General features: G+C 67.2%; 21 protein-coding genes. 18 read left to right on the top strand and 3 right to left on the bottom strand.

All coding sequences use genetic code 11. The features are described 5' to 3' along the window. Positions 1-8 precede the first annotated feature (8 nt). Together V6M63_RS03845 and V6M63_RS03840 are read left to right on the top strand one after the other, a co-directional pair. Entirely contained in the window at positions 9-329 is a 321-nt protein-coding gene (locus V6M63_RS03845) for a hypothetical protein (protein ID WP_332739636.1), read from the top strand. 30 nt (positions 330-359) lie between these two features. Continuing rightward, entirely contained in the window at positions 360-518 is a 159-nt protein-coding gene (locus V6M63_RS03840) for a DUF3309 family protein (RefSeq protein ID WP_069047099.1), read from the top strand. 105 nt (positions 519-623) lie between these two features. Here the strand turns inward: V6M63_RS03840 and V6M63_RS03835 are convergent, their stop codons facing one another. Both V6M63_RS03835 and V6M63_RS03830 read right to left on the bottom strand, forming a co-directional pair. Beyond that, positions 624-1790, bottom strand: coding sequence for an OmpA family protein (locus V6M63_RS03835; RefSeq protein ID WP_332739632.1), 1167 nt, complete (start codon positions 1788-1790; stop codon positions 624-626). Between the two features lie 35 nt (positions 1791-1825). Further along, complete coding sequence (locus tag V6M63_RS03830; RefSeq protein WP_332739630.1) at positions 1826-2644, bottom strand: ice-binding family protein; 819 nt, start codon at positions 2642-2644, stop codon at positions 1826-1828. A gap of 362 nt (positions 2645-3006) precedes the next feature. Here V6M63_RS03830 and V6M63_RS03825 point away from each other — a divergent pair, with 362 nt between their 5' ends. The 7 genes from V6M63_RS03825 to V6M63_RS03795 are packed head-to-tail and all read left to right on the top strand — an operon-like array spanning position 3007 to position 12366. Further along, entirely contained in the window at positions 3007-5919 is a 2913-nt protein-coding gene (locus V6M63_RS03825; RefSeq protein WP_332739628.1) for an aconitate hydratase, read from the top strand. A 52-nt stretch (positions 5920-5971) separates the two neighbouring features. Continuing rightward, a complete protein-coding gene (locus V6M63_RS03820) occupies positions 5972-6901 on the top strand; it encodes a S1C family serine protease (RefSeq protein WP_332739626.1) in 930 nt (309 codons plus the stop codon). Between the two features lie 26 nt (positions 6902-6927). Continuing rightward, positions 6928-7929: an AAA family ATPase gene (locus V6M63_RS03815; protein ID WP_332739624.1), complete on the top strand. Its 1002-nt coding sequence runs from the start codon at positions 6928-6930 to the stop codon at positions 7927-7929. 19 nt (positions 7930-7948) lie between these two features. Continuing rightward, a complete protein-coding gene (locus V6M63_RS03810) occupies positions 7949-9028 on the top strand; it encodes a DUF58 domain-containing protein (protein WP_332739622.1) in 1080 nt (359 codons plus the stop codon). Beyond that, positions 9025-10089 (top strand): VWA domain-containing protein, encoded by a 1065-nt coding sequence (locus tag V6M63_RS03805; protein WP_332739620.1) that lies wholly within the window; start codon positions 9025-9027, stop codon positions 10087-10089. Before V6M63_RS03810 ends, V6M63_RS03805 begins: the two co-directional genes overlap by 4 nt. Positions 10090-10123: 34 nt before the next feature. Beyond that, positions 10124-11380, top strand: a complete 1257-nt coding sequence (locus V6M63_RS03800; RefSeq protein WP_332739618.1) for an FAD-dependent monooxygenase — start codon at positions 10124-10126, stop codon at positions 11378-11380. Then, on the top strand, positions 11377-12366 hold the full coding sequence (locus V6M63_RS03795) for a Bug family tripartite tricarboxylate transporter substrate binding protein (protein WP_332739616.1): 990 nt from the start codon (positions 11377-11379) through the stop codon (positions 12364-12366). Before V6M63_RS03800 ends, V6M63_RS03795 begins: the two co-directional genes overlap by 4 nt. A 9-nt stretch (positions 12367-12375) precedes the next feature. On the opposite strand, the gene V6M63_RS03790 is transcribed toward V6M63_RS03795, so the two are convergent. Continuing rightward, positions 12376-13293 (bottom strand): LysR family transcriptional regulator, encoded by a 918-nt coding sequence (locus tag V6M63_RS03790; RefSeq protein ID WP_332739614.1) that lies wholly within the window; start codon positions 13291-13293, stop codon positions 12376-12378. 142 nt (positions 13294-13435) lie between these two features. Between V6M63_RS03790 and V6M63_RS03785 the strand changes: the two genes are divergently transcribed. The 9 genes from V6M63_RS03785 to V6M63_RS03745 all read left to right on the top strand — a co-directional run bounded on the left by V6M63_RS03785 (position 13436) and on the right by V6M63_RS03745 (position 24122). Next, positions 13436-14299: a fumarylacetoacetate hydrolase family protein gene (locus tag V6M63_RS03785; protein ID WP_332739612.1), complete on the top strand. Its 864-nt coding sequence runs from the start codon at positions 13436-13438 to the stop codon at positions 14297-14299. A 28-nt stretch (positions 14300-14327) separates the two neighbouring features. Then, positions 14328-16406 (top strand): hydantoinase/oxoprolinase family protein, encoded by a 2079-nt coding sequence (locus V6M63_RS03780; protein WP_332739610.1) that lies wholly within the window; start codon positions 14328-14330, stop codon positions 16404-16406. Then, on the top strand, positions 16403-18187 hold the full coding sequence (locus V6M63_RS03775; protein WP_332739608.1) for a hydantoinase B/oxoprolinase family protein: 1785 nt from the start codon (positions 16403-16405) through the stop codon (positions 18185-18187). The genes V6M63_RS03780 and V6M63_RS03775 overlap by 4 nt, the downstream gene beginning before the upstream one ends. After that, the gene (locus V6M63_RS03770; RefSeq protein ID WP_332739606.1) at positions 18184-18552 is read left to right on the top strand and encodes a hypothetical protein; all 369 of its coding nucleotides are present in this window, start codon (positions 18184-18186) and stop codon (positions 18550-18552) included. The genes V6M63_RS03775 and V6M63_RS03770 overlap by 4 nt, the downstream gene beginning before the upstream one ends. Before the next feature lie 10 nt (positions 18553-18562). Then, a complete protein-coding gene (locus tag V6M63_RS03765; protein ID WP_332739604.1) occupies positions 18563-19648 on the top strand; it encodes a CobW family GTP-binding protein in 1086 nt (361 codons plus the stop codon). A gap of 21 nt (positions 19649-19669) precedes the next feature. Continuing rightward, positions 19670-20635: a Bug family tripartite tricarboxylate transporter substrate binding protein gene (locus V6M63_RS03760; RefSeq protein ID WP_442909528.1), complete on the top strand. Its 966-nt coding sequence runs from the start codon at positions 19670-19672 to the stop codon at positions 20633-20635. A gap of 266 nt (positions 20636-20901) precedes the next feature. Further along, on the top strand, positions 20902-21489 hold the full coding sequence (locus tag V6M63_RS03755; protein ID WP_332739602.1) for a DUF4255 domain-containing protein: 588 nt from the start codon (positions 20902-20904) through the stop codon (positions 21487-21489). Beyond that, the gene (locus tag V6M63_RS03750; protein ID WP_332739600.1) at positions 21486-22313 is read left to right on the top strand and encodes a hypothetical protein; all 828 of its coding nucleotides are present in this window, start codon (positions 21486-21488) and stop codon (positions 22311-22313) included. Before V6M63_RS03755 ends, V6M63_RS03750 begins: the two co-directional genes overlap by 4 nt. Positions 22314-22358: 45 nt before the next feature. Then, positions 22359-24122: a phage tail sheath family protein gene (locus V6M63_RS03745; RefSeq protein ID WP_332739598.1), complete on the top strand. Its 1764-nt coding sequence runs from the start codon at positions 22359-22361 to the stop codon at positions 24120-24122. Positions 24123-24127: the final 5 nt, after the last annotated feature.

The raw sequence follows: 24127 nt of genomic DNA, 5'->3' as shown, positions 1-24127 counted from the left end.
AACACCACATGAACAAAGTACTTCTGCTGGCCGTTGTTGCCACCACCTTCGCTCTGGCCGCTTGCGACCGCGAACCCGTGGTGGTGAACACACCTCCCTCCACCGTGCCCGGCCCCGCAGGTCCTGCTGGCGCAACGGGTGATACCGGCTCCACGGGTTCCACCGGTTCGACCGGCTCGATGGGCTCCACGGGTTCCACCGGAGCAACGGGTGACACCGGCGGCACCGGTGCAACCGGTGCAACCGGCAGCACGGGTGCCACCGGTGATACCGGCAAGACCGGTGGCGGTACCGTGATCGTTGTGCCACCTGCAGAACCGGCCAAATAACCGGTCTCTGTCCAAAACAAGGAGATAGCCATGAGCATTGGAACCATTCTTTTGATCGTTCTGGTCTTGCTGTTGCTGGGCGTGATTCCCAGCTGGAACCACAGCCGCAGTTGGGGCTACGGTCCCAGTGGCGTGCTCGGCGTGGTGTTGATCATCGTGGTGGTGTTGCTGCTCACGGGCAGGCTCTGACGCCACGGAGCGCCTTCCTCGCGGTAGGTGTCTCCTTCGTTAAGAAGCCCCCGCAGGTTCGCCTGCGGGGGCTTTTTCTTTGAACCGCCGCAGTCGGCGGCTTGCTCAGCGGGTGCCGGTCACTTCCACGTCCACGCGGCGATCAGGCTGGAGGCAGGCCACGAGTGCGGCGGTGCGTTTCGTGCCTTTGCAGTCACCCGGCTTGGTCACGGGCATGGTTTCGCCCTTGCCGACGGCGGAGATCTTCGAGCCATCGAGCTTGCCGGAGGTGACCAGGTAGTTCTTGACTGCCGTGGCGCGCTGTTCCGAGAGCTTCTGGTTGTACGAGTCCGAACCCAGACGGTCGGTGTGACCTTCGACGGTCACGGTCTGGTAGTTGGCGCTGGCGAGGTCACGGGCGAATTTGTCGAGGTCGGCGCGGCCTTCGGGCTTCACGGTGGACGCATCAAAGCCAAACAGCGACTCGGCCGAGAGGCTCACGCGCGTGGGCGGGACCACCGCAGGGGCCACTGGCGCCGGTGGCGGTGCCTGCACGACGACGGGAGCCGGTGCCGGCGGAGCCACGAATACAGGTTCGGGTGCCGCGGCCCGTTGCATGGGTTGGGGTGCGGGGCCTCCGAAGCGGTACACCAGGCCCACCGACACCATGTCGATGTCGCCCTTGTTGCCGATGGCGTCGTTCACGCGGTAGCGCTCGACCTCCAGCCGCATGTTCAGCGCATCGTTGAAGGCGTAGTTCAAGCCGACGCCATACTTCACGTTCGCCTGGCTCTTGCTCGCTGTGCTGTTCTGAATGATCGAACCGCTGCCCACAAAACGGTCATTGGCCTTGGCGTAGTTCAGGCCGACGCGACCCAACGCCGAGAGCTTACCCGTCAGGGGCAAAGTGCCCACGAGGTCCAGGTTCAGGCCCCTCACGCGCATCTCTCCATCCAGTGTCCCGGGTACGCCAAGGGCGTTGGCCCCAAAGGCGGTATAGCCGAACTTTCCCAGGTCGAAGTAGCCGCCCTCCACTGCAAGGTGGGGGTTGAACTGGTAGCCACCGTACAGCTTGAAGCCGGTGCTGCGATCCCGGTCGTCGATCGAGGTGGTGCTGAAGCCACGTGCCTGCAAGCCGCTGGTGATGCGTGGGTCGTCGATCTCGGCACCGGTTCGACCGGCGTTGCCACCGACGTACCAGCCGCTGGATTGCCCCCATGCCTGGGGATGAACGAACAGGGCAAGTGTCAGCAAGCTCAAGGCGCCTGCGCAATTGTTGAATGTGTGTTTCATGATGGCTCCAGTGGGAGGGTGTGTTGCGCGGCGCCTCAAGGGGCCGGCACGTTGATCACGGTGTTCACCATGGTGACGGACGCGACCAGCGAGAGCGCGCGGCCATCGAGTCGGGTGATGGCGACGTTGCCCGCGGTGGAGAAGGTCACGCCGTCTTGAGCAATGATGGTGCCGACCATGGTGCCGCCGCCGCCTGCGTTGATGGTGGCCGCGCTGCCCACCTGCCAGTACACGTTTTTCACCTGGGCCCCGTTGATCAACACCACGCTCTGAGGAAAGGCCACGCCCGGGCCTCCCACCGTGAGGGACTGGGCCATCTGGAACACCCAGGTCGCATTCGGATCGCCCTGGCCGTCCAGCGTCAGGTTGCCGCCCTGGATCATGAACGTGCCGCCCGCCGCCTTGTAAACACCGGGTGCGAGCACCAGGTTGGCCAGGTTACCCGCCCCGGGGTCGAAGCCACCGGGCAGGCCGGCCAGGGTGTTGTAGGCCGTCAGCGCATCCGCTCGTGCCGCGATCGCAATCGCCTCGGTGGCGCCTGTGCCTTCGGTGGGACAGTCGATGGTGGGTGGAGGCGGGGCGGTGTTGATGCTTCCGTTGACCAAGCCGGCGTTGGCACCGGTCACGGTGTAGCGGCAATTGGTCGGCTTGGTGTTGTAGAAGCCGGTGACCGCGGTCGAGACGGCCGTGGTGCCCAGGTCGCCGTTGATGACGGTGAGCAGACCCTGGTTGGTCATGCCGGCCGAACCGCCGAAGGCTCCAAAGGTGGAGGCCACGGCCAATGGGACCAAGGTGCCCCCGGGAGGCGCCACCAGCGGAGGTCCGGGCGGCACCACGACAATTGCAGGGTTCACGGGTGATGTCCCAGTGCCTTCAAAACCAAGCACGGGATCGCCGCCTCCGCAGGCAGCCACCAGCGTGCTCAGCAACAAAGGGGCAAGCCATTTCAAGGGACGGTGGGGGGAGTGTGTGTGATGCATGGAGTTCTCGCTGGGGGAATTCGAGGGAGTGAGCCGCCTTGCAGTATTCGGAGGATGTGCACAAGAGTCGGTGCGTTGGGATACCAAGGAAAGCGACATGCGTTGCACAGCGGCTACTGTGTTTGTCGCGAACCGCGATCCGCCGGTCGCGACCTGAAAATCCACTACAGACAGCGCGGACACCGTCCCTGCTGACAGAATGGATTTGTCAGCCCCTGTCTTCATCTGGAGTTTTCATGGCCACACCCGCCCGTTTCGCGCACCCGTTCGCCAACACCGTCAAGACCTTCAAGACCGCTTCGGGCAAGAACGGGCGCTTCTACTCGCTCCCGGCCCTGGCCAGACAGTTTCCCGAGATCAAGCGCCTGCCCGTGTCATTGCGCATCGTGCTGGAGAGCGTGCTGCGCCACTGCGACGGCGAACGGGTGATGCCCGAGCACGTGGCCCAGCTCGCACAGTGGAAGCCGCAGGGCGAGCGCACCCAGGAGATCCCGTTCACCGTGGCGCGCGTGGTGCTGCAGGATTTCACCGGCGTGCCCCTGCTGGCCGACCTGGCCGCCATGCGCAGCGTGGCCGAGCGCCTGGGCAAAGATCCCAAGAAGATCGAGCCACTGGTGCCGGTGGACCTGGTGGTCGACCACTCGGTGATGGTGGACCACTACGGCACCAAAAGCGCGCTCGACCTCAACATGAAGCTGGAGTTCCAGCGCAACCGCGAGCGCTACGAGTTCATGAAGTGGGGCATGCAGGCCTTCGACACCTTCGGCGTGGTGCCACCGGGCTTCGGCATCGTGCACCAGGTGAACCTGGAGTACCTGGCGCGCGGCGTGCACCTGAAGGGCGGCCTGTACTACCCGGACACGCTGGTGGGCACCGACAGCCACACCACCATGATCAACGGCATCGGTGTGGTGGGCTGGGGCGTGGGCGGCATCGAGGCCGAGGCCGCCATGCTGGGCCAGCCGGTGTACTTCCTCATGCCCGACGTGGTGGGCTTCGAGCTCACCGGGCGCCTGCGCGAGGGCGTGACCGCCACCGACCTGGTGCTCACCGTCACCGAGATCCTCAGGCAGCACAAGGTGGTGGGCAAGTTCGTTGAATTCTTCGGCGAAGGCACCGCCTCGCTGGCCTTGCCCGATCGCGCCACCATCGCCAACATGGCGCCCGAGTACGGCGCCACCATGGGCTTCTTCCCGGTGGACGGCAAGACGCTCGACTACTTCCGAGGCACCGGCCGCAGCAAGGCCGAGATCGAGGCGTTTGAAGCCTACTTCCGCGCGCAGGGTCTCTTCGGCGTGCCGGGTGCGCCCGGCGCCTCCATCAAGGCCGGCGAGATCGACTATTCGCAGGTGGTCAAGCTCGACCTGGGCCAGGTCACCCCCAGCCTGGCCGGCCCCAAGCGCCCGCAAGACCGCATCGAGCTGGGCCAGGTGGCCAGGCAGTTTGCCGAGCTCTTCAGCAAACCCAATGCACAGAACGGGTTCAACCGCCCCGCGGCCCTGCTGCACACGCGCTACCAGCCTGGCAGCAGCGACGAGGTGGACACGCTCGTGCCCGGCCAGGAGCGCACCACGCCGCCTGGCGCGCCGCGCTTCGTGGCCGAGATGGAAGCCAACAAGCCCACGCTGGCCTCGGCCACCGCGCTGGCAGAGCCCACCGCGGTGGTGGCCAACAAGGCCAGCAAGCTGGCCATCGGCAACGGTGACGTGCTGATCGCCGCCATCACCAGCTGCACCAACACCTCCAACCCCGGCGTGCTGCTCGCGGCGGGTCTGCTGGCCAAGAAGGCGGTCGAGGCGGGCCTGAAGGTCAAGCCGCACATCAAGACCTCGCTCGCCCCCGGCTCGCGCATCGTCACCGAATACCTCACGCAGACCGGTCTGCTGCCCTACCTGGAGAAGCTGGGCTTCTCGCTGGCGGGTTACGGCTGCACCACCTGCATCGGCAACGCGGGTGACCTCACGCCCGAGCTCAACGAGGTCATCACCAGCAACGACCTGATCTGCGCGGCGGTGCTCTCGGGCAACCGCAACTTCGAGGCGCGCATCCACCCCAACCTCAAGGCCAACTTCCTGGCCAGCCCGCCGCTGGTGGTGGCGTATGCGATCGCGGGCAACGTGATGACGGACCTCATGACCGAGCCGCTGGGCAAAGGCAAGGGTGGCAAGCCGGTGTACCTGGGCGACATCTGGCCCACCAGCGACGAGATCTACCAGCTCATGAAGTTCGCCATGAACGGGCGCGCCTACCGCGAGAACTACGCGCGTGTGAAGGCCGAGCCCGGCAAGCTGTGGGAACGCATCAAAGGCGTGAGCGGCAACGCCTACACCTGGCCCACCAGTTCCTACATCGCCGAACCGCCGTTCTTTGCGTCGTTCGAGATGGCGCTGCCCGCCGCCACCGAGCCACCCACGGTGCGCGGCGCGCGTGTCATGGCCCTGTTTGGCGACTCCATCACCACCGACCACATCTCGCCCGCGGGCAACATCGCCGAGAACTCGCCGGCCGGCCGGTGGCTGCTGGCGCGCGGCGTGCTCAAGGCCGACTTCAACAGCTATGGCGCGCGTCGGGGCCACCACGAGGTGATGATGCGCGGCACGTTTGCCAACGTGCGCATCAAGAACCTCATGCTCGCCGCCGGTGCCGACGGTTCGCGCGAGGAAGGCGGCTGGACGGTCTACCAGCAGGAAGGTGTGGGTCACGGCCAGAAGATGAGCATCTTCGACGCCGCCATGCGCTACCAGGGCGCGAAGATTCCGACCGTGATCTTTGCCGGCGAGGAATACGGCACCGGTTCCAGCCGCGACTGGGCCGCCAAGGGCACACAGTTGCTCGGCATCAAGGCCGTGGTGGCGCGCAGCTTCGAGCGCATCCACCGCTCCAACCTGGTGGGCATGGGCGTGCTGCCGCTGCAGTTCAAGGACGGCGATTCGTGGGAGAGCCTGGGGCTGCGCGGCGATGAAACCATCGATGTGCTGCCGCACCCCGACCTCACGCCCCAAAGTGATGCACGGCTGGTGATCACGCGCGCCGATGGGTCCAGCAAAACCGTCACCGTGACCTTGCGCATCGATACACCGGTGGAGGTGAACTATTACCGCGAAGGTGGAATCCTCCCCTACGTCCTCAGGCAATTGCTGAGCGCTTGAGCCCGATGCCGCAAAGCGGCATGATGTGTTGTCCGTCGCACCAGGAGCCGCCATGCGAAAGCCTGCCTTGTACAGCCCGTCCCACCGAGCGGGGTCTTCGCAGACGGATGAGCGCGCAGCCCCGGCGGCCGAGCCCGAACCCGCACCCGCGCCCGCGCCAGCGGGCCGTGTGCGCCGCTTTCGCCAGGCCAGCGCGCGCGCCGCGTCCAGCCCGCGCGTGATGTGGTCGGCCATGGCGCTGCTGGCCGCGTTGTTGGCCGCCAGCGTGTGGCAGGCCGGCGTGGGTGGCCCCAAGGCCCTCACGCAGAAAGACATCGACGCAGCCGTGCTGCGCACCCTCACCACACAAAACCTGCCCTCGCGCGCGGCGCGCGCGGCCGAGAAGATCCGTCCCGCCGTGGTGCGTGTGATGTCCTACGCCAAGAACAGCGAGGGCAAGGAAGTGGAGCAGGGCGTGGGCACCGGGGTGGTGATCACCGACAAGGGCATCATCCTGACCAACCTGCACGTGGTGCAGACCGCCCTGAGCGTCAAGGTGGTGTACGCCGATGGCTCCGAATCACCCGCCACCGTGACCGGCGCGCAGCCGCAGAACGACCTGGCCGTGCTGCAGGCACAGATCATTCCCGACGACCTCATCGCGGCCACCATGCGCTCCACCAACGACCTCGTGTCCGGCGAAGAGGTGGTGGCGGTGGGCTTTCCCTTCGGCATCGGACCCTCGGTCTCCTCGGGCGTCATTTCGGGCTTTGACCGCGCCTTCAAGTCGCCCGAGGGCGTGCAGGAAATCGGCAACCTGATCCAGTTCGACGCGGCGGCCAACCCCGGCAACTCGGGTGGCCCGCTGGTCACCATGGACGGCGAAGTCATCGGCGTGGTCACCGGCATCCTCAACCCCACCAGCCACCGCACCTTTGTTGGCATCGGTTTTGCTGTGCCCATTGAAAGCGCGGCATCCGCTGCCGGTTTGCCACCCTTCTGAAATCCCTCACCGCCACAGGAGCTTCCATGGACCAGAACGCAGCCCCCGACACCGCCCAGCTCATGGAGCAGATCCTGTATGAAGTGAAGCGGGTGGTGGTCGGCCAGGACCGGTTTCTTGAACGCGTGATGGTGGCCATGCTGGCCCAGGGCCACCTGCTGGTGGAAGGCGTGCCGGGCCTGGCCAAGACGCTCACGGTCAAGACCCTGGCCAACGTGGTGCAGGGCCAGTTCAAGCGCATCCAGTTCACGCCCGATCTGGTGCCCGCCGACCTGGTGGGCACACGCATCTACAACCAGAAGACCGGTGACTTCAGCACCTCGCTCGGCCCCGTGTTCGCCAACCTGCTGCTGGCCGACGAGATCAACCGCGCGCCGGCCAAGGTGCAGAGCGCGCTGCTGGAGGTGATGCAGGAGCGGCAGGTGACGATTGCCGGCGAGTCGCACAAGGTCCCCAGCCCGTTTCTGGTGATGGCCACGCAGAACCCGATCGAGACCGAAGGCACCTACCCGCTGCCCGAGGCGCAGGTCGACCGCTTCATGATGAAGGTGATGGTGGACTACCCCTCGGACGAAGAAGAGTACGTGATCGTCGAGCGCGTCACCGGCCCGGCGGTGCAGGTCAATGCCGTGGCCACCACCGACCAGCTGGCGGTGTTGCAGGCACAGTGCCGCCAGGTGTATGTGGACCCGTCGCTGGTGCAGTACGCCGTGAAGCTGGTGTCGGCCACGCGCACGCCCGAGAAGCATGGTCTGAAGGACCTGACGCGGTTCATCACGTTTGGTGCCAGTCCGCGCGCCACCATCGGCCTGGTGGAAGGCGCACGCGCGCTGGCCATGCTGCGTGGACGCAGTTATGCGCTGCCTGAAGACATGAGCGACCTCGTGCCCGACGTGTTGCGCCACCGGGTGGTGCTGTCGTACGAAGCCTTGTCCGAGGGGCTCACCGCCGAGTCCTTGATTGCCAGGATCATGAAGCAGATCGCGCCGCCGGCCCGTCCGCTGGAGCACGAGCAGCGCGCCGCCTGAGCAGAACAGGACACACGCCATGTTTCTCAAACGCCTGTTCGGATCCGATCGCACCCCGGCGGATGCGACGGCCGCAGGCATCGCGCTGGCCACGCCCGTGACCCGGCGCGCGGACGCCTTGCTGCGCCGGCTCGAATGGACCGTGCTGCGCAAGCTCGACGGCCTGCTGCAGGGCGACTACAAGACCCTCATGCGCGGCTCCGGCCTCGACCTCGCCGACCTGCGCGAATACCAGCTGCACGATGACGTGCGCCACATCGACTGGAACGTCACCGCGCGGCTGCAGCAGCCCCATGTGCGCGTGTTCACCGAAGACCGCGAGATGGCCGCGTGGTTTCTGCTCGATCTCAGTCCCTCGGTGGATTTCGGTTCGGGCAACCAGCGCAAGAGCCAGGTGCTGCTCGATTTCACCGCGGTGCTGGCACGCCTGATCGGGCGCCACGGCAACCGCGTCGGTGCGGTGCTCTACGGATCACGCGGGCAACCCGTGGTCGATGCCGTGCTGCCCGCGCGCGGTGGCCGCACCCAGGTGCTGCGCCTGATGCAGATGGTGCTGCAGCCGCCGGTGAAGAATGCATCGGTCAAGGACGGCGTGACGCAACTCTCCGATCTGCTCAAGGCGGCCATGCTCACCGTGCGCCAGCGCGCCACCGTGTTCGTGGTGTCCGATTTCATCAGCGAGCCCGGCTGGGAAACGCCATTGGGTGAACTCGCCCGCCGCCACGACGTGGTGGCTGTGCGCCTGCTCGACCCGCTGGAGCTCGATTTGCCCGACCTCGGGCTGATCCCCATCCGCGATGCCGAAACCGGTGAGCAGCTCATGGTGGACACGCACGACGCCGGTTTTCGCCAGCGTTTTGCGCGCATCGCCGCGCAGCGCGAGGCGCAGCTGCGTGAAAGCCTGGCGCGCGCGGGCGTGGACACGCTGGAGCTCTCCACCGACGACGATCTCGCCGAAGCCGTGGTGCGCTTTGTCGACCTGCGCAAGCGCCGTCTGCGCGCCGGCAAACACGCGCAGGCGGGTCGCAGCATGCCATCCCAAATGCCCACCCGTGACCGTGGCAGCTTCGACGTCTCACGTGAAGGAACACGTCCATGAACACCCCTGTCACCTTCCTGTGGCCGCAGTTGCTCTGGCTGCTGCTGGCCCTGCCGCTGCTGGTGCTTCTGTATGTGTGGCTGCTGCGCCGACGCAAGCAGGCCGCGCTGCGCTTTGCCAGCCTGTCCATCGTGCGCGAAGCCATGGGCAAGGGCCCGGGCTGGCGACGCCATGTGCCGCCCGTGTTGCTGTTGCTGGCGATTGCCACCATGCTGCTGGCCGCGGCGCGGCCCATGGCCAGCATCGTGCTGCCATCGCAAGAGCAGACCATCATCCTGGCCATGGACGTGTCGGGCAGCATGCGCGCCGAGGACGTGCAGCCCAACCGGCTGGTGGCCTCGCAAAACGCCGCCAAGGCCTTTCTGGCCGAACTGCCGCGCCATGTGAAGGTGGGCATCGTGGCCTTTGCCGGCTCGGCCCAGGTGGTGCAGCCCATCACGCTCAGCCGTGAAGACTTGGTGACGGCGATCGACAAGTTCCAGTTGCAGCGCGCCACCGCCATCGGCAGCGCCATCGTGGTGTCGCTCTCCGAGCTGTTCCCCGGCCAGGGCTTCGACATCGGCGCCATGACCTACAACCGCAACAGCGATCCGTTCGCGCCGCAGGGCCGCGCCATCGACCAGCCCAAGACCGAGCCCAAGGCCTTCGTGCCCGTGGCGCCCGGCTCGTACACTTCGGCCGCCATCATCCTCTTGACCGATGGCCAGCGCACCACCGGCGTGGACACCGCCGAGGCCGCCAAGATGGCGGCCGACCGGGGCGTGCGTGTGTACACCGTGGGCGTGGGCACGGTCGATGGCGAAATCATCGGCTTCGAGGGCTGGTCCATGCGGGTGCGCCTGGACGAAGACAGCCTGAAGGAAGTGGCCCGCACCACGCAGGCCGAGTACTACTACGCCGGCACCGCCGACAACCTGAAGAAGGTGTACGAGACCTTGAGCTCACGCCTGACCGTGGAGAAGAAGGAAACCGAGATCGCCGGCCTGCTCGCGCTGGTGGCGTCCATCCTGGCGCTGTTCTCGGCCGGGCTGTCGGTCTTGTGGTTCAACCGGATCCTGTGAGGGCGCGGCCGGTCGCCACCGGCACAATCCCCGCATGAACCAACAAGTGATCGTCGCCGGTGGGGGCATCGGCGGCCTGGCCTGCGCCCTGGCCCTGGCCCGTTCGGGCGTGCCGACCGTGCTGCTGGAGCAGGCAGCGGTTTTTGGCGAGGTCGGCGCCGGTCTGCAGCTCGGGCCCAACGCCACGCGCGTGCTGGCCGACTGGGGCTTGACCGATGCGCTTCAAGCCTGCGCCGCGTTCCCCGAAGCGCTGCATGTGCGCGATGCCCACCGTGGCACCGATCTCGGGCAGCTGCGCCTGGGTGCCATGGCACTGGCGCGCTACGGCCAGCCCTACGCCACCGTGCACCGGGCCGACCTGCATGCGCTGCTGCTGGCGGCGGTGCAGGAGCAAGGGCTCACCGAATTGCGTTTGAACACGCGGCTGGCGTCATTCGCGCAAACACCGGCCGGTGTGAGCGCCTCGCTCGAGGACGGGGCCGTGGTGGACGGCGATGCGCTGCTCGGCTGCGACGGCCTGTGGAGCCGTGTGCGCACGCAGTTGCTGGGCCATCGGCCCGTGCGCTCCAGCGGCCACCTGGCCTACCGCGGCATGGTGCGCTCGGTCGATCTGCCCGTGCCGCTGCGAGCCAGCGTGGTCACGGCGTGGCTCGGGCCGCGGATGCATGTGGTGCATTACCCGGTGCGCGGTGGCGAGTGGATCAACGTGGTGGCGGTGGTGGACGGCGTGCTCGGCCAGGGCCATGGCGGTGAGCCTGGCTCCGATCCGCAGAGCTGGACCCACCAGGCCCGGGCCGCCGATCTCACGCGCGCGCTCGGCCCGGCCTGCGCCGACCTGCTGTCCATGATCCATGCCGTGCCCGCCTGGTCGCTGTGGGCCCTGAATGACCGCCCGGCCATGACCGGTGCCCACGAGCACGCGCAGGGCCGGGTGGCGCTGGTGGGCGACGCAGCGCATCCGCTGCGCCCCTACCTGGCGCAGGGCGCTGCGATGGCGATCGAAGACGCGTGGACGCTCGGTCGCCTGCTCAAACCCGTGGGAGCCCGAGACGACTGGCCGCAGGTGCTGGGCCGATTTGCAGACGCCCGCTGGCAACGCAACGCGCACGTGCAGCAGCAGTCGCAACGCAATGGCCGCATCTTTCACGCCACGGGCGTGGTGCGCTGGGGGCGCGACACGGCGATGCGCCTGCTGGGTGAACGTTTGCTGGACAATCCATGGCTCTACGACGGGCCGCCCGAGCCCTTGCAGGATCCGACCCCTTCACCCCACTCCAAGAGGAAGACATGACCCCGACATCCACAGCACCCACCCGCCGCCACGCCCTGGCCACCGCCGCAGCCCTGGTGGCCGCCACCGTGTTGCCCAACGCGCAGGCGCAGGCCACCTGGCCCAACCGGCCGCTCAAGATCGTGGTGGGTTTTCCCGGTGGTTCCTCGCCCGACCTCACGGCGCGCCTGCTGGCCGAGCCGCTGTCGCGGGCCCTGGGCCAGCCGGTGGTGATCGAGAACCGCCCCGGCGCTGGCGGCAACATCGCCGCGGCCCAGGTGGCGCGCGCGGACGACGACCACACCATCGGCCTGATGATCAACGGCAACATGACGATCGCCAAGATCCTCAATCCCGACACCACCTACGACCCGATCAAGGACCTGACGCCGGTCTCGCTCATCGCCGTGGCCCCGCTGGTGCTCAGCGTGCCGGCCAGCGTCGCCGAAAGCGGTGCGGCCTACATCGACGCCGCGCGCGCGGCCGGTGACAAGTGGAACTACGGCACGCCCGGCGTGGGCACCGTGGCCCACCTGGGCATGGAGTTGCTCAAAAGCCGCTCCGGCATCGCACCGGTGCACGTGCCGTACCCGGGCAACCCGCAGGTGATCGCCGCCATGCTGGGTGGCCAGGTGCACATGTCATTGCTGCCGCCGGGCCTGGCCATGCCGCAGGTGCGTGGCGGCAAGCTCAAGGCCATTGGCGTCACCTCGGCCGGTCGCAGCAGCCTGGTGCCCGAGGTGCCCAGCCTGTCCGAAGCCGGCGTGCGCGATTTCCAGCTGGAGATCTGGAACGCCGTGGCCGCGCCCAACAGCCTGCCCAAGGCGCACGTGAACAAGCTCGCCAGCCTGCTCACCGAGATCGTGCGCCGCGACGACATCCGCCAGAAGATCTTCAGCCAGGGCTGGCAGGTGGCCGGCACCGGGCCCGAGGGTCTGGCACGCCGCATCAAGAGCGACACGGCCGCGATGGGCGAGGTGATCCGGCGCAACAACATCCGGCCCTGAAACTCGGGCTCAGGCCGGCTCGCTCAGCTGGTTCCCCCAGCTCTCCACGGTCTCCTCGATCAGGCGGGCGACGATCTTGCTGGCCGGTGTGAGCTGCCCTTGTTTGGGCAGCGACAGGGTCACGTGGCGCCGGCAGTCGGGATTCACCACGCGTGCCGCCTGCAAATGCCCGGAGCGCAGTTCGTCGGCAATGGAGAACGGGCCGAGCAGCGAGTACAGATGTTCGGTGTGGGCCACCAGTTCTTTTTGCACCCGCAATGAGTCGGCTTCCACGTCGGCCTGCAGGCTGAAGCCCTTGCCACGCGCGGTTTCGTCCAGCACCGAGCGCCAGTGGGCGGGCCTGCGCGGCAGCACCAGGCGCAAGCCTTCCAGTTTGCTGAAGTCCACCGTCTCGTTTCGGGTGAGTGGGTCACCCGGGCGCGACACCAGGTAGGTGCCCACCGTCGCCAGGAGTTTTTCGTCGGGGCCAGCCGGCTTCTGGTAGCGGAACAGAACGGCCATGTCCACGCTGCCGGTGTCGAGCAGTGCGTCGAGCTCGCCACCCTGACCCTCGCGGATGTTGAGCTTGATCTTCGGAAACCCGGCCTGCAGGCGCAGGTAGAGCCGGGTCATCAGCGGGTGTGCTGCCGAGGGCAGGATGCCGAGCTTGACCTCGCCCATCGGCACGCCGGCATCGGTGCGGATGTCCGCCAGCAATTGGTCGGTGTCGCGCACCCAGCCGCGCACGCGGGTCTCGATGTGCTGCCCCAGATCCGTCAGCACCACACCGCGCCCGGTGCGCCGGAACAGCGCGCCCCCGCAGGCCGACTCCAGCTCGCTGATCTGGCGGCTGATGTGGGATTGCACGGTCTGGCGTTGCGCGGCGGCCTTGGTGAAGCTGCCCAGTTCGGCCACCTCCAGGAAGAGCCGGAAATCGTTCGGGTTCATGCGGTCTCCACAGATGTTGATATGCCATCCAAGGCATGTCTGAAATGTCAGATTGCATTCTATGCAGATGGCTGACGGCTACCTAGACTCCGCTTCCATCACCACCGCGCCGCGATGGACACACCACCGGAGAAACCACCCGATGCGTTACGCAAGCTTTGAGACCCGTGGCCAGGCCAGCTACGGCCTGTTGGACGATTCAGGCCACTACCGCCAGGCACCCGCCAGCTTCCAGGCGCGGTTCGCCGACCTGAAGGCCGTGATCGCGGCCGACGCCCTGGGCGCGTTGGCGGAGGCCGCCATGGCTTCTGGCGATTCGCTGGCGGCCTCGCAGGTGCGCCTGCTGCCGGTGATTCCCAACCCGGGCAAGCTGATCTGCGTCGGCCTCAACTACAAGAGCCACGTGGCCGAGACCAAGCGCGCCGACAGCGAATACCCCTCGCTCTTCCTGCGCTTCAACGACAGCCTGGCCGCGCACGACGACGTGGTGCTGCGCCCCGCGTTCTCGGAGCGTTTTGACTGGGAAGGTGAACTCGCCTTTGTCATCGGCAAGGGCGGCCGGCACATTGCCAAAGAGAAGGCCTTCGACCACATCGCCGGCTACGCCTGCTTCAACGATGTCAGCGTGCGCGACTGGCAAAAGCACACCCACCAGTTCACGCCCGGCAAAAACTTCCCCGGCACCGCGCCGTTCGGTCCCTTCATGGTGGAGCGCGCCTCCGTGCCCGATGTGACCGCGCTCACGCTGGAGACGCGCGTCAACGGCCAGGTGGTGCAGCACGCCAGCGTGGGCGACCTGATCTTCGACATTCCGACCATCGTGGCCTATGTGTCGCGCTTCACGCCGCTCTCGCCCGGCGATGTGATCGCCACCGGCACCCCGGGTGGTGTGGGCGACCGCCGCGAGCCGCCGATGTACATGAAGGAAGGCGATGTGGCCGAGGTCGAGATCACCGGCCTGGGCGTGCTGCGCAACCGCATCGGCACCGACCACAGCGCCTCCTGAACGCACCCTCACCGAGAGAAACACCCCCATGAACAACCCACCCCAACTGCGGGTCGCCGTCGACATCGGCGGCACCTTCACCGACATGGCGGCCTTTGACGAAGCCACCGGCCAGCTGCTGTTCGGCAAGGCCCTGTCCACCCACGGCCAGCTGGTCAACGGCATCCAGGCCACGCTGGACAGCGCCAGCATCGACCTGAAAGACGGCAACCTGTTCCTGCACGGTTCCACCATCGCGATCAACACCCTGCTGGAGCGCAACGGCGCCAACACCGCGCTCCTGATCACCGAGGGCTTCCGCGACATCTATGAAATCGGCCGCGTCAACCGGCCTGATGCCTACAACCTCTTTTTCAACAAGCACCAGCCGCTGGTGAAGCGCTCGCTGCGCTTCGAGGTGGCCGAGCGCCTGCGCGCCGATGGCAGCACGCACAAGCCGCTGGACGAGGGCGCCGTGCGCGAACTCGCCCAAGAGCTGCGCGGCCAGGGCATCGAAGCGGTGGCCGTGCTGCTGCTGCACTCGTACCGCAACCCCGCACACGAACAGCGCGTCAAGCAGATCCTGCAGGAAGAACTGCCCGGCGCCTTCGTCTGCGCCTCGCACGAGCTGAGCCAGGAATACCGCGAGTTCGAACGCGTCTCCACCGCCGTGGCCAACGCCTATGTCGGCCCGCGCGTCTCGGCCTACCTCGGCGAGCTGGAGCAGCACCTGAGCACGAAAGGATTTGAAGGCGACTTCTATGTCGTGCAGTCCACCGGCGGCTTGTTCCCCAGCGCCCATGCGAGGCGCGATTGCGTGCGCATGCTCGAGTCCGGCCCGGCGGCGGGCGTGATCGGCGCGCAGGCCATCTGCGCGCAGCTCGGCATGGGCGATGCCATTGCCTTCGACATGGGCGGCACCACGGCCAAGGCGGGTGTGATCAGCGAGGGCCGACCCCTCACCACCGGCTCGGCGCTCATTGGTGGCTACGAGCGTGCCCTGCCGATCCAGATTCCCATGATGGACATCCACGAGGTGGGCACGGGTGGTGGCTCGATCGCTCGCGTGGAAACCGGCAACGCGCTGCGCGTTGGCCCGCAAAGCGCGGGCTCCATCCCCGGCCCGGTGGCTTATGGCCGTGGCGGCACCGAACCCACCGTGACCGACGCCAATCTGTTGCTCGGCCGTCTGGACGCAGACCACTTTCTCGGCGGCGAACTCAAGCTTGATCTGGCGGGCTGCCAACGCCAGATGCAGGAGCGCATTGCCGGCCCGCTGGGGCTGGAGCCAACCGCCGCGGCCGACGGCATCCTGCGCATCGCGGTGACGCAGATGTCGCACGCCGTGAAGGCCGTGACCACCGAGCGCGGCCTGGACGCCGGCAGTTTCACCATGGTGGTCTACGGCGGCGCCGGCCCGCTGCACGCATCGGCCATTGCCCGCGAGCTGGGCATCCGCAAGGTGCTGATTCCCTATGCGCCAGGTTATTTCTCGGCCTACGGCATGTTGTTCTCCGACCGCCGCTACGACTACGTGCGCTCGGTGTTCCGCAAACTCGACGAAGTCTCGTTCGACGAGATCGAAGCGCTCTACAAGTCGATGGAAGACGAAGGCCGCGCGGCGCTGACGCAATCGGGCACCAAGGCCGAGGACGTGGTGATCGAACGCGCCGCCGACATGCGCTACGTGGGCCAGGAGCACGCCGTCACGGTGGACCTGCCCGGCGCCTTCTTCGTGGACAAGGACCGCTCGGCCATCAAGCGCCAGTTCGACGATCTGCACAAGGTGCGCTACGGCACCTCGGCGCCCAGGGAGCCGGCCGACCTGGTGAGCCTGCGCGTGACCGTGCTGGGCACCATGAAGAAACCACCGAAACACAGCGTGGATGTGGGCGTGGCCGCACCCGAGAAGGCATCGCTGCGCGGCGTCAAGCCGGTGTACTTCCGTCAGGGTGGCTGGGCCGACACACCGGTCTACAAGCGCGACCTGCTGCGCGCCGGCAACCAGATCGCCGGGCCGGCACTGATCGAGGAACACGCCTCCACCACCGTGGTCCAGCCGGGCGACGACCTGCGCGTGGACGAACTCGGCAACCTGCAAATCAACATCGGGAGCGAACGCGAATGAACACACGAGACCTGCAACACCCGGTGGTCGATCCGGTCACCGTCGAGATCATCCGCAACGGCCTCTACGCCGTGACGGAGGAGATGAAGACCAACCTCACCCGCACCGCCTACAACCTCATCATCTACGAGGCGCTGGACTTCACGGTGGGCCTGTTCACCAAGGAGGGCGACACGGTCTCCATCGGCCTGGGGCTGCCGATGTTCATCCGCGGCATGTCCGAGACGGTCAAGGCGAAGATCAGGCACTTCGGCTACGAGAACATCAAGCCGGGCGACATCCTCGTCACCAACGACGCCTACACCACCGGCAGCCACCTGAACCACTTCACGTTCACCATGCCGATCTTCCACGAGGGCCGGCTCGAAGGCTTCACCTGCTGCATGGCGCACTGGCTGGACGTGGGCGGCACGCTGGGCAACGTGACGACCGACATCTTCAGCGAAGGCATCCAGATCCCGATCCTGAAATACCAGCGCGAAGGCGTGGTCAACCAGGACCTGATCGACATCATCGCGATGAACGTGCGGCTGGCCGAACGCGCGCTGGGCGACCTGCGCGCGCAGATCACGGCCATCACCACCGGCGAGCGCCGCTACGTGGAGCTGCTGCAGCGCTACGGCGCCGACGCGGTGAACGCGTCGATCCGCCAGATCATGGATTCCAGCGAAGCCGTGGCGCGCAAGAACACGCTGTCGATTCCCGATGGTGTGTACGAAGCCGAGTCGTACATGGACGACGACGGCCTGGAGATCGGCAAGCGCATCCCGATCCGGGTGAAGGTCACCGTGGCCGGCGACGAGATGACGGTGGACCTGTCGGACGTGAGCAAGCAGGTGCGCGGCTTCTACAACTCCGGCTTCACCACCGGCATCGCCTGCGCGCAGGTGGCCTACAAGTGCCTGACCACGCCGACCGACTACCCGGTCAACGACGGCAGCTTCCGGTCGCTGAAAGTGATCATGCCCATGGGCACGGTGATCAGCGCCGAGCGCCCCTATCCGATGCGCGTGTGGATGACCTTCCCGATGACGGTGATCGACACCATCTTCAAGGCGCTCGCGCCGGCGATTCCCGACCGCTCCATCGCTGGTCACCACGCTGATCTGGTGTTCCCCAACATCCACGGCATCTCGCCGGAGGACGGTCGCCTGTTCATCGTGGGCATCGGCCCGCTGGGCGGCGGCTGGGGCGCCAAGAGCAGCGAGGACGGCGTGTCCGTCACGGTCTGCATCAACGACGGCGACACCCACAACAGCCCGACCGAACAGCTCGAAGCCAAGTACCCGGTGTTGGTGGAAAAGTACGAGATCCGCCAGGACAGCGGCGGCGCCGGTCGCTACCGCGGGGGCCTGGGCGCCGAGATGGTGGTGCAGGCGCTCAGCCCCTTCACCGTGACCACCCGCATCGACCGCGTGCACTGCAAGCCCTGGGGGCTGGACGGTGGCGGCGACGCCATGGGCAACGGCCTGGCGGTGCGGCACAAGGGCGAGTGGAAGACCGATCACCTCAACGCCAAGATCTTCAACGTGCGACTGGATCGCGGTGACGCCTACAAGATGCTCTCGGGCGGTGGCGGTGGTTTCGGCAGCCCGCTGGACCGCGAGCTCGATCTGGTGGCGGAAGACGTGCGCGAAGGCTATGTGAGTGCCCAGGTGGCCCGTGAGGTCTACAAGGTGGCGCTCGATGGCCACGGCCAGGTGGACCACCCTGCGACGCAAGCGCTGCGCAGTGGCAAGGCCGCGGTCGCTGTCGAAGACGTGGCCTGGGACGGCCAGTGAGCACCACCGTGGCCGATCCGCGCGCCGAGCGCCTCGCCAACCTGTGGAGCCGGCTCTCGGCCCAGCACGTCACGCTGGGCGCGGGCTGCGGCTGCATGGTGGGGGGCGTCAGCGTGTCGCTGGAAGACTTCGAGCTCGACATCGCCGACTACCTGTGGGCCGAGAGCGAGCGCCTGGGCCAGACCGAGGTGGTGGCCTGGCTGCTGCAGCCGGGGCCGATCGAAGAGCAGGTCAAACCGGTCATGAACCTGCTGATGCGACTGGAAGAGGGCGAGGCCGATGAAGCCGTGGCCGACTGGCTGCTCACGCGCCTGGCGCGCACGCTCGACTCGTTCGCCAAGCTGCACGGCCCATCCGGCACCTGAGCGTCCGCCCATGGCCTTCATCCTTCCCCGCACCGACGCCGGCGACAACGCCGACCCCGGCGTTCGCATTCCCATCACCGTGCTCACCGGCTTCCTGGGCAGCGGCAAGACCACGCTGCTCAACCGCCTGCTGCGCCAGCCCGACATGCACGGCACAGCCGTGGTCATCAACGAGTTCGGATCGGTGGGACTGGACCACGACCTGGTCGACCACACCCAGGAGAACATGGTGCTGCTGGCCAACGGCTGCATCTGCTGCACCGTGCGGGGCGATCTGGTCGAGGCCTTCGAGCGCCTCGCACAAAGCCCCGAGGCCCAGCGCGGTGCGCTGCGCCATGTGGTGGTGGAGACCACCGGCCTGGCCGACCCGGCGCCCATCCTGCACACGCTCATGGGCGACCCGCGTCTGGCGCGCCAGTGGCGCCTGGCAGGCGTGGCCTGCACGGTGGACGCCTTCAACGGCATGGGCACGCTGGACCAGCACACCGAAGCCGTGAAGCAGGCCGCCGTGGCCGACCGGCTGCTGCTGACCAAGTCAGACCTGGTCACGCCCGAGCAGTTGGCACCGCTCCTGGAGCGGCTGCGCAGCATCAACCCGCTGGCGGCCCTGACGACAGCGCCCGATGACGCGCTGGAGGCTTTGCAAGGGCTGCTGGACCGCAGCACCGCGGCGGTCCTGACACCGCTGTCACAGAACAACGAGCGGTCCCACTTTTTCCCGATGAGCGCGCCAGGTGTGCACGACCCGAACCGGCACGACGATCACATCCGTGCCCACGTGATCGTGCGTGAACAGGCGCTCTCGCGCGAAGGCTTCATGGCCTGGCTGGACATGATCGCGACCCTGCGCGGTGACGACCTGCTGCGCGTCAAAGGCATCGTGCAGCTGGCCGACGATCCGGAGCACCCGATGGTGATCCACGGCGTGCAGCACCTGTTCCATCCGCCCGAAACCTTGTCGCGCTGGCCGAGCGACGACCGGCGCACCCGCATCGTGTTCATCACCCGAAACATGGACGCCGAGGACATCGAGGCGACCCTGAGCATTTTCGAAAGACGCCGCACCCGCGGTCCGCGCCCTGCCCAACCCGTTTGAATGTCACAAGGAGACAAAACCATGATGAAGAAACTGATCGCCTGCGCCGTGCTCGGTGCCTGCAGCCTCTCGCCCGTTCTGGCGCAAGGCAAATTCCCTGACGGCATCGTCAAGCTGGTCGTGCCGTTCGCCGCCGGCGGAGGCGTGGATCAGGCGGCCCGTCTGCTCGGTCGGCAGTTGCAGACCGACCTGGGCGTGTCGGTCATCGTCGAGAACAAGGGTGGCGCCAGCGGCACCATCGGCGGCAAGGCGGTGCAAAGCTCGCCAGCCGACGGAATGACCCTGTTGTTCTCCGCCGCCACCCACGTGCTGGCCCAGCAGGTGCTGGCCAATCCGCCTTACGACCCGCAGACCGATTTCGAACCTGTTGCCCGCGTGGGTGAAGCGCCGCTGCTGCTGGTGGTGCCGCCCAATGCACCGCAGAAGACGCTGAAGGAAGTGCTGGATGCGGCCCGCCAGAACCCCGACAGGTGGACGGCGGCCCTGCCTGCTCTGGGCGCGCCCAGCCACCTGGCCACGCTGCTGCTGGCCAAACAGGGCAACGTCAAGCTCACCATGACGCCGTACCGCGGCACGGCACCCGCGCTGGCCGATGTGGCCGGCGGTCACGTGCAACTGCTCATGGACTCCATCATTTCGCTGCAAGGCATGGCCAAGAGCGGCAAGGTCAAACCCATCGCCACCACCTCGGCGCAGCGCAGCGGCGTGGCACCCGACGTGCCCACGGCCGCCGAGAGCGGCTACCCGGGCATGGTCTACAACTCCTGGTACGGCGTGTGGGCGCCCAAGGGCACGCCGCAAGACCGGGTGCTGTTCCTGAACAAGGCGATCAACAAGGCCGTGGCCGAGCTGGCCAAGTCAGGGTCGTTCACGGCGCTGGGCATCCTGCCGGTGATCGAAAGTGCCGACCAGTTCCGCAGGTACGTCGCAGCCGACGTGTCCCGCAGTGCCGAGTTGCTCAAGGAGTCCGGTTTCAAGCCGGAATGACCCGATGCGGGACGCGCCGGGCGTTTTGCGCCCGGCTGTGTGGATTTGTAAATGCCTCCTCGAAAACGTAGTTCTTCACGCCTCCTGAACGAACAAGCGGTATAAAAACGTCAAATAAATCACACGTTAGTTGTAAAAAACTGACGGACTGATGACCTTAAAAGGTTCATCAACATAACGGTTTGACGACATCCGGGAGGGGGGCGGCATGCATCGTTCAAGAGGCTTCCTGCGCGTGCGTCCGTGCGCGTTGCGGTGGTGAATCCATGGCCAACGTGCTGGCGATTCACTCGGTCTGCAGTTCCATTGCGACCTTCCTGAACAACACCTACCCGGCCTCGACCAACGGCACCCCCATGCCGGCGTGCGACTTCGAGGTGCTGTCGTCGCAGGAGATGGCCAGCCCGCCGCCTGAAGGCAGCCGCATCAGCCTCTACCTCTACCGCGCCACGGTCAACGAACACAGCCGCCAGCAGCGGCCCTCGCGGGCGCCACAGGCGCTGCCCGTGCCGCTCAGCCTGGATCTGCACATCCTGATCTCGGCCTGGGGCGGCACCGCGATGGACGAGCACATCACCATGGCCTGGGCCATGCGGCAGTTGCACCTGCATCCGCTGCTCGATGCCTCGTCGCTGTCACCCGAACCCGCGTGGGACGCCGACGAGGTGATCCAGATCGTGCCGGCCGAGCTCTCCACCGAAGACATCATGCGCATCTGGGACGCGCTGGAGCCCTCTTACCGGCTCTCGGCGTCCTACATCGCGCGCACCGTGCGCCTGGACCCCGACGAGTTGCCCGAGGCCCGGGCGGTGGTGGCCACCCGCACCAGCTACAGCGCGGGGTTGGCCTCATGACGCTGCGGTTCCATGCCCGTGAAGTCGAACGCGTGGAGCGCCGCGTGCTCGGTGCCTTGCGCTGTGTGGACGCCACCACCGGCGCGCCCCTGGAGCAGACCCTGCGCGTCGAGGCGCCCGCGGGCGCGCGCATCCAGCGCAACCGCAGTGGCCTGCTGGTCATCCACGAATGGCTGCCGCTGGCGCACCACGCGGCCGCATTCGCCAGTCCGCCGGGCGATGTGCCGGTGGGCTCGCTGGCACTCATGCTCACCGTGTCCGACCCGCTGGGCCACTACCTGCCGCGGCTGGTGCGGGTGGACCTGCCGCGCGACGCCAGCCCGGCCAACGCCGACCAGCCCGGCTCGTTGTTTCAACCGCTGACCGTGCCCATGTACCCCTCGGCCACGGGTCGCGTCGGCTCCAACTGGGCATGCGTGAGCGTGAGCGTGTTCGAGCCCGGCAGTGGCGATGCATTGGGTGGTGTGCTGCTGCGTGTGGTGGCCGCCGGTGCCGTGCGCGCGATGGGTTTGTCGGACTGGCGCGGTGAAGCGCTGGTGCCGGTGGCCGGCGTTCCCGTGACCACCTGGTCGACCGAACCGGGCGATGTGATCGTCACGCAGATCCAGGCCGAACTGCAGGCCGTGGCCGATCCGGCGAGCGTCACGCGCACGCCGCAGGCCGTGCTGCAGCTGGGGCGTGCGCCCGCCGTCTTGCCGCTGGTGGACCCGGTGGCCATTGAAGCAGCGCGCGCGGGCCTCCCGCAGGCCAGCGTGCTGGTCAACCTGGCGGCCGGTCGACCGCAGCATGTTTCCCTCGGGGTGGCTCTGCCGGATCCGCCATGAGGACCCACGCGATGTTCCCACCCGCACTTCACAAGGAGAACCACCATGCCTGAATACCTCGCGCCAGGCGTTTACGTCGAGGAAACCAGTTTCCGCGCCAAGAGCATCGAAGGGGTGGGCACCAGCACCACCGCGTTTGTCGGGCCCACCCGCAAAGGGCCTTACCGGGTGGATGACGACAGCCCCGAGTCGCCCGAGCTGCTCACCAGCTTTGGCGACTTCGAGCGCATCTACGGGGGCTTTGCCGACCTGTCGCTGGGCACCGGCGTGCCGGGCACCAACTACCTGGCGCATGCCGTGCGGGCGTTCTTCAACGAAGGGGGCTCCCGGCTGTACGTCTCGCGCGTGGTGGGGGCCGATGCGGCGGTCGCCGCGGCCGAGGTGGTGGCCGGCACCGATGAGGGTGTGGGATTCGTGGCGCGTTTTCCCGGCGCGGCGGGCAACGGTCAGGTCGTGGTGCGCGAAGCGGCCTCACCGGCATCGGAAACGATGCTGACCAACGCGCCGCCCGGCAGTCTGGTGCGCGACACCGTCTCAGGCACCGGAGCCTTGCTGGTGCGCGTGGGCAACAGCTGGCGGCCAGCGGCCAACCTGGCGGGTGATGCGGTCACGCAGGCCGACGTGCTCGCCGGCGCACCGCAGCTGCTCACCGTCTCGGTGCTGACCATCGACGGCGACGGCAACAGCCTGAGCTTTGACGACATGGGCCTGACCAATACGCACCCCCGCTGGATCGGCCACGTGATGTCGGCCACACCCTCGCGGCGCAGCGACCACCTGCAAAGCCTGTATGCCATCAACGTCGGCGCGGGTGTGTCGCCGTCGGCGTTGCACGCCGGCTTGTTCAATGGCGCGACCAACAATGCCGCCGGCCAGCCCGAGCGGGTCTGGACGCTCACCGGCGGTGCCGACGGCGCCGAGCCCACGCCTGCCGACTACGCGCTCGCGCTCTCCGAGATCGCTTCGCTCGAAGACGTGTCCATCGTCGCCGCGCCCGGCAGCTCGGCGTACGGCGTGGACGACGAAGACAACCCGCAGGCCATCGCCAGCGCGCTGATCGCGCACGCCGAAGGCCGACGCGCCTACCGCATCGCCGTGCTCGACACACCGCCCGAACTGCTGCCCACCACCGCGCGCACCTACCGGGGCTTGTTCGATTCCAAGTACGCGGCCATGTACTTCCCGTGGGTGGTGGTGTCCAACCCGCTGGCACGCCCGGGCCGTGAAGACATTCCGAAAGAGATCGCGCTGCCACCCTCGGGTTTCGTGAGCGGCATCTACGCGCGCAACGACGTGCAGCGCGGCGTGCACAAGGCGCCGGCCAACGAGGTGGTGCGCGGCGCGCTGCGCTTCGAGATCGACGTGAACTTCGCGCAGCAGGAACTGCTCAACCCGGCCGGCGTGAACTGCCTGCGCTTCTTCAGCGGGCGCGGCAACCGCGTGTGGGGCGCGCGCCTGGTCTCCAGCGACCCGGAGTGGAAATACGTCAGCGACCGGCGCTACTTCAACTACCTCGAAGCGTCGATCGACCGCAGCACCCAGTGGGCCGTGTTCGAGCCCAACGGCGAGCGCCTGTGGGCCAACATCCGCCAGACCGTGGCCGACTTTCTCTACAACGAGTGGCGCGGCGGCGCGCTGCTCGGCACCACGCCCGACGAAGCCTTCTTCGTGCGCTGCGACCGCAGCACCATGACGCAGAACGACCTGGACAACGGCCGCCTCATCTGCCTGATCGGCGTGGCCATCATCAAGCCGGCCGAGTTCGTGATCTTCCGCATCGGCCAGAAAACGGCCGACGCCCGCGAGTGACCCCC

Source organism: Hydrogenophaga sp., assembly GCF_036675665.1.
Taxonomy (GTDB): domain Bacteria; phylum Pseudomonadota; class Gammaproteobacteria; order Burkholderiales; family Burkholderiaceae_C; genus Hydrogenophaga.
This window is presented reverse-complemented; position numbering and strand designations above follow the sequence as displayed.

Excerpts from the sequence above, each read along its gene's own strand:
- V6M63_RS03845 (WP_332739636.1), top strand. The coding sequence starts at position 9 with ATGAACAAAGTACTTCTGCTGGCCGTTGTTGCCACCACCTTCGCTCTG.
- V6M63_RS03840 (WP_069047099.1), top strand. The coding sequence starts at position 360 with ATGAGCATTGGAACCATTCTTTTGATCGTTCTGGTCTTGCTGTTGCTG.
- V6M63_RS03835 (WP_332739632.1), bottom strand. The coding sequence starts at position 1,790 with ATGAAACACACATTCAACAATTGCGCAGGCGCCTTGAGCTTGCTGACA.
- V6M63_RS03825 (WP_332739628.1), top strand. The coding sequence starts at position 3,007 with ATGGCCACACCCGCCCGTTTCGCGCACCCGTTCGCCAACACCGTCAAG.
- V6M63_RS03820 (WP_332739626.1), top strand. The coding sequence starts at position 5,972 with ATGCGAAAGCCTGCCTTGTACAGCCCGTCCCACCGAGCGGGGTCTTCG.
- V6M63_RS03815 (WP_332739624.1), top strand. The coding sequence starts at position 6,928 with ATGGACCAGAACGCAGCCCCCGACACCGCCCAGCTCATGGAGCAGATC.
- V6M63_RS03810 (WP_332739622.1), top strand. The coding sequence starts at position 7,949 with ATGTTTCTCAAACGCCTGTTCGGATCCGATCGCACCCCGGCGGATGCG.
- V6M63_RS03805 (WP_332739620.1), top strand. The coding sequence starts at position 9,025 with ATGAACACCCCTGTCACCTTCCTGTGGCCGCAGTTGCTCTGGCTGCTG.
- V6M63_RS03800 (WP_332739618.1), top strand. The coding sequence starts at position 10,124 with ATGAACCAACAAGTGATCGTCGCCGGTGGGGGCATCGGCGGCCTGGCC.
- V6M63_RS03795 (WP_332739616.1), top strand. The coding sequence starts at position 11,377 with ATGACCCCGACATCCACAGCACCCACCCGCCGCCACGCCCTGGCCACC.
- V6M63_RS03790 (WP_332739614.1), bottom strand. The coding sequence starts at position 13,293 with ATGAACCCGAACGATTTCCGGCTCTTCCTGGAGGTGGCCGAACTGGGC.
- V6M63_RS03785 (WP_332739612.1), top strand. The coding sequence starts at position 13,436 with ATGCGTTACGCAAGCTTTGAGACCCGTGGCCAGGCCAGCTACGGCCTG.
- V6M63_RS03780 (WP_332739610.1), top strand. The coding sequence starts at position 14,328 with ATGAACAACCCACCCCAACTGCGGGTCGCCGTCGACATCGGCGGCACC.
- V6M63_RS03775 (WP_332739608.1), top strand. The coding sequence starts at position 16,403 with ATGAACACACGAGACCTGCAACACCCGGTGGTCGATCCGGTCACCGTC.
- V6M63_RS03765 (WP_332739604.1), top strand. The coding sequence starts at position 18,563 with ATGGCCTTCATCCTTCCCCGCACCGACGCCGGCGACAACGCCGACCCC.
- V6M63_RS03760 (WP_442909528.1), top strand. The coding sequence starts at position 19,670 with ATGATGAAGAAACTGATCGCCTGCGCCGTGCTCGGTGCCTGCAGCCTC.
- V6M63_RS03755 (WP_332739602.1), top strand. The coding sequence starts at position 20,902 with ATGGCCAACGTGCTGGCGATTCACTCGGTCTGCAGTTCCATTGCGACC.
- V6M63_RS03750 (WP_332739600.1), top strand. The coding sequence starts at position 21,486 with ATGACGCTGCGGTTCCATGCCCGTGAAGTCGAACGCGTGGAGCGCCGC.
- V6M63_RS03745 (WP_332739598.1), top strand. The coding sequence starts at position 22,359 with ATGCCTGAATACCTCGCGCCAGGCGTTTACGTCGAGGAAACCAGTTTC.